Here is a 4,806-nt window from a genome sequence, read left to right as displayed (position 1 = left end):
GGATGAGTTGCGAACGGGTGAGTAACGCGTAGGTAACCTGCCTGGTAGCGGGGGATAACTATTGGAAACGATAGCTAATACCGCATAACAGTAGATGTTGCATGACATTTGCTTGAAAGGGGCAATTGCTCCACTACCAGATGGACCTGCGTTGTATTAGCTAGTTGGTGAGGTAACGGCTCACCAAGGCGACGATACATAGCCGACCTGAGAGGGTGATCGGCCACACTGGGACTGAGACACGGCCCAGACTCCTACGGGAGGCAGCAGTAGGGAATCTTCGGCAATGGACGGAAGTCTGACCGAGCAACGCCGCGTGAGTGAAGAAGGTTTTCGGATCGTAAAGCTCTGTTGTAAGAGAAGAACGAGTGTGAGAGTGGAAAGTTCACACTGTGACGGTATCTTACCAGAAAGGGACGGCTAACTACGTGCCAGCAGCCGCGGTAATACGTAGGTCCCGAGCGTTATCCGGATTTATTGGGCGTAAAGCGAGCGCAGGCGGTTAGATAAGTCTGAAGTTAAAGGCTGTGGCTTAACCATAGTACGCTTTGGAAACTGTTTAACTTGAGTGCAAGAGGGGAGAGTGGAATTCCATGTGTAGCGGTGAAATGCGTAGATATATGGAGGAACACCGGTGGCGAAAGCGGCTCTCTGGCTTGTAACTGACGCTGAGGCTCGAAAGCGTGGGGAGCAAACAGGATTAGATACCCTGGTAGTCCACGCCGTAAACGATGAGTGCTAGGTGTTGGGTCCTTTCCGGGACTCAGTGTCGCAGCTAACGCATTAAGCACTCCGCCTGGGGAGTACGACCGCAAGGTTGAAACTCAAAGGAATTGACGGGGGCCCGCACAAGCGGTGGAGCATGTGGTTTAATTCGAAGCAACGCGAAGAACCTTACCAGGTCTTGACATCCCTCTGACCGCTCTAGAGATAGAGCTTTCCTTCGGGACAGAGGTGACAGGTGGTGCATGGTTGTCGTCAGCTCGTGTCGTGAGATGTTGGGTTAAGTCCCGCAACGAGCGCAACCCCTATTGTTAGTTGCCATCATTCAGTTGGGCACTCTAGCGAGACTGCCGGTAATAAACCGGAGGAAGGTGGGGATGACGTCAAATCATCATGCCCCTTATGACCTGGGCTACACACGTGCTACAATGGCTGGTACAACGAGTCGCAAGTCGGTGACGGCAAGCTAATCTCTTAAAGCCAGTCTCAGTTCGGATTGTAGGCTGCAACTCGCCTACATGAAGTCGGAATCGCTAGTAATCGCGGATCAGCACGCCGCGGTGAATACGTTCCCGGGCCTTGTACACACCGCCCGTCACACCACGAGAGTTTGTAACACCCGAAGTCGGTGAGGTAACCTTTTAGGAGCCAGCCGCCTAAGGTGGGATAGATGATTGGGGTGAAGTCGTAACAAGGTAGCCGTATCGGAAGGTGCGGCTGGATCACCTCCTTTCTAAGGATAAGGAAACCTGCACGTTCGTCTTGTTTAGTTTTGAGAGGTCTTGTGGGGCCTTAGCTCAGCTGGGAGAGCGCCTGCTTTGCACGCAGGAGGTCAGCGGTTCGATCCCGCTAGGCTCCATTGGTGAGAGATCACCAATGATGAACATTGAAAATTGAATATCTATATCAAATAGTAACAAGAAAATAAACCGAAAACGCTGTGAATATTTAATGAGTTTTCTAATTTTTAAGAAATTAGGTTAATAAGGTTAAGTTAATAAGGGCGCACGGTGGATGCCTTGGCACTAGGAGCCGATGAAGGACGTGACAAACGACGAAATGCCTCGGGGAGCTGTAAGTAAGCTTAGATCCGGGGATGTCCGAATGGGGGAACCCAGCAGGTACTACCTGTTACCCATATCTGTTAAGGATATGAGGAGGAAGACGCAGTGAACTGAAACATCTAAGTAGCTGCAGGAAGAGAAAGCAAAAGCGATTGCCTTAGTAGCGGCGAGCGAAACGGCAGGAGGGCAAACCGAAGAGTTTACTCTTCGGGGTTGTAGGACTGCAATGTGGACTTAAAGATTATAGAAGAACTACCTGGGAAGGTAGGCCAAAGAGAGTAATAGCCTCGTATTTAAAATAGTCTTTATACCTAGCAGTATCCTGAGTACGGCGAGACACGTGGAATCTCGTCGGAATCTGGGAGGACCATCTCCCAACCCTAAATACTCCCTAGTGACCGATAGTGAACCAGTACCGTGAGGGAAAGGTGAAAAGCACCCCGGGAGGGGAGTGAAATAGAACCTGAAACCGTGTGCCTACAACAAGTTCGAGCCCGTTAATGGGTGAGAGCGTGCCTTTTGTAGAATGAACCGGCGAGTTACGATATGATGCGAGGTTAAGTTGAAGAGACGGAGCCGCAGGGAAACCGAGTCTGAATAGGGCGCTTTAGTATTATGTCGTAGACCCGAAACCATGTGACCTACCCATGAGCAGGTTGAAGGTGCGGTAAAACGCACTGGAGGACCGAACCAGGGCACGTTGAAAAGTGCTTGGATGACTTGTGGGTAGCGGAGAAATTCCAAACGAACTTGGAGATAGCTGGTTCTCTCCGAAATAGCTTTAGGGCTAGCGTCGACATTAAGATTCTTGGAGGTAGAGCACTGTTTGGGTGAGGGGTCCATCCCGGATTACCAATCTCAGATAAACTCCGAATGCCAATGAATTATGGTCGGCAGTCAGACTGCGAGTGCTAAGATCCGTAGTCGAAAGGGAAACAGCCCAGACCACCAGCTAAGGTCCCAAAATAATTGTTAAGTGGAAAAGGATGTGGGGTTGCACAGACAACTAGGATGTTAGCTTAGAAGCAGCTATTCATTCAAAGAGTGCGTAATAGCTCACTAGTCGAGTGACCCTGCGCCGAAAATGTACCGGGGCTAAAACAATTTACCGAAGCTGTGGATACCTTTAATGGTATGGTAGGAGAGCGTTCTATGTGTGAAGAAGGTATACCGTGAGGAGTGCTGGAACGCATAGAAGTGAGAATGCCGGTATGAGTAGCGAAAGACAGGTGAGAATCCTGTCCACCGTAAGACTAAGGTTTCCAGGGGAAGGCTCGTCCGCCCTGGGTTAGTCGGGACCTAAGGAGAGACCGAAAGGTGTATCCGATGGACAACAGGTTGATATTCCTGTACTAGAGTATGTAGTGATGGAGGGACGCAGTAGGCTAACTAAAGCGTGCGATTGGAAGTGCACGTCTAAGCAGTGAGGTGTGAATTGAGTTAAATGCTTAGTTCTATAACATTGAGCTGTGATGGGGAGCGAAGTTTAGTAGCGAAGTTAGTGATGTCACACTGCCAAGAAAAGCTTCTAGCGTTTAAACATACTCTACCCGTACCGCAAACCGACACAGGTAGTCGAGGCGAGTAGCCTCAGGTGAGCGAGAGAACTCTCGTTAAGGAACTCGGCAAAATGACCCCGTAACTTCGGGAGAAGGGGTGCTGACTTCGGTCAGCCGCAGTGAATAGGCCCAAGCAACTGTTTATCAAAAACACAGCTCTCTGCTAAATCGTAAGATGATGTATAGGGGGTGACGCCTGCCCGGTGCTGGAAGGTTAAGAGGAGTGCTTAGCGTAAGCGAAGGTATGAATTGAAGCCCCAGTAAACGGCGGCCGTAACTATAACGGTCCTAAGGTAGCGAAATTCCTTGTCGGGTAAGTTCCGACCCGCACGAAAGGCGTAATGATTTGGGCACTGTCTCAACGAGAGACTCGGTGAAATTTTAGTACCTGTGAAGATGCAGGTTACCCGCGACAGGACGGAAAGACCCCATGGAGCTTTACTGCAGTTTGATATTGAGTGTCTGTGCCACATGTACAGGATAGGTAGGAGCCATAGAGATCGGGACGCCAGTTTCGATGGAGGCGATGTTGGGATACTACCCTTGTGTTATGGCCACTCTAACCCGGATAGGTGATCCCTATCGGAGACAGTGTCTGACGGGCAGTTTGACTGGGGCGGTCGCCTCCTAAAAGGTAACGGAGGCGCCCAAAGGTTCCCTCAGAATGGTTGGAAATCATTCGCAGAGTGTAAAGGTATAAGGGAGCTTGACTGCGAGAGCTACAACTCGAGCAGGGACGAAAGTCGGGCTTAGTGATCCGGTGGTTCCGTATGGAAGGGCCATCGCTCAACGGATAAAAGCTACCCTGGGGATAACAGGCTTATCTCCCCCAAGAGTTCACATCGACGGGGAGGTTTGGCACCTCGATGTCGGCTCGTCGCATCCTGGGGCTGTAGTCGGTCCCAAGGGTTGGGCTGTTCGCCCATTAAAGCGGCACGCGAGCTGGGTTCAGAACGTCGTGAGACAGTTCGGTCCCTATCCGTCGCGGGCGTAGGAAATTTGAGAGGATCTGCTCCTAGTACGAGAGGACCAGAGTGGACTTACCGCTGGTGTACCAGTTGTCTCGCCAGAGGCATCGCTGGGTAGCTATGTAGGGAAGGGATAAACGCTGAAAGCATCTAAGTGTGAAACCCACCTCAAGATGAGATTTCCCATAACTATATGTTAGTAAGAGCCCTGAGAGAAGATCAGGTAGATAGGTTAGGAGTGGAAGTTGTGTGAGCAATGGAGCGGACTAATACTAATAGCTCGAGGACTTATCCAAAAAGTAACTGAGGATATTTACAGCTGGTTAGATTTTTGTTAGAATATAGGTATTCAATTTTGAATGTTCATCATTCAGAGTTAAGTGACGATAGCCTAGGAGATACACCTGTACCCATGCCGAACACAGAAGTTAAGCCCTAGAACGCCGGAAGTAGTTGGGGGTTGCCCCCTGTGAGATATGGTAGTCGCTTAGC

General features: G+C 50.2%; 1 tRNA gene and 3 rRNA genes. All 4 read left to right on the top strand.

Annotated elements, in window-relative coordinates:
• Positions 1 to 1,456 (top strand): 16S ribosomal RNA (locus tag K1J10_RS10050); the annotation flags it as partial.
• Positions 1,457 to 1,509: 53 nt separating this feature from the next.
• Positions 1,510 to 1,582: transfer RNA gene (locus tag K1J10_RS10045), tRNA-Ala, on the top strand.
• Between the two features lie 128 nt (positions 1,583 to 1,710).
• Positions 1,711 to 4,610: ribosomal RNA gene (locus K1J10_RS10040) — 23S ribosomal RNA — on the top strand.
• Between the two features lie 80 nt (positions 4,611 to 4,690).
• A 5S ribosomal RNA gene (gene rrf, locus K1J10_RS10035) occupies positions 4,691 to 4,806 on the top strand.

The organism is Streptococcus australis, from assembly GCF_019930045.1.
Classification (GTDB): Bacteria; Bacillota; Bacilli; order Lactobacillales; family Streptococcaceae; genus Streptococcus; species Streptococcus australis_D.
This window is presented reverse-complemented; position numbering and strand designations above follow the sequence as displayed.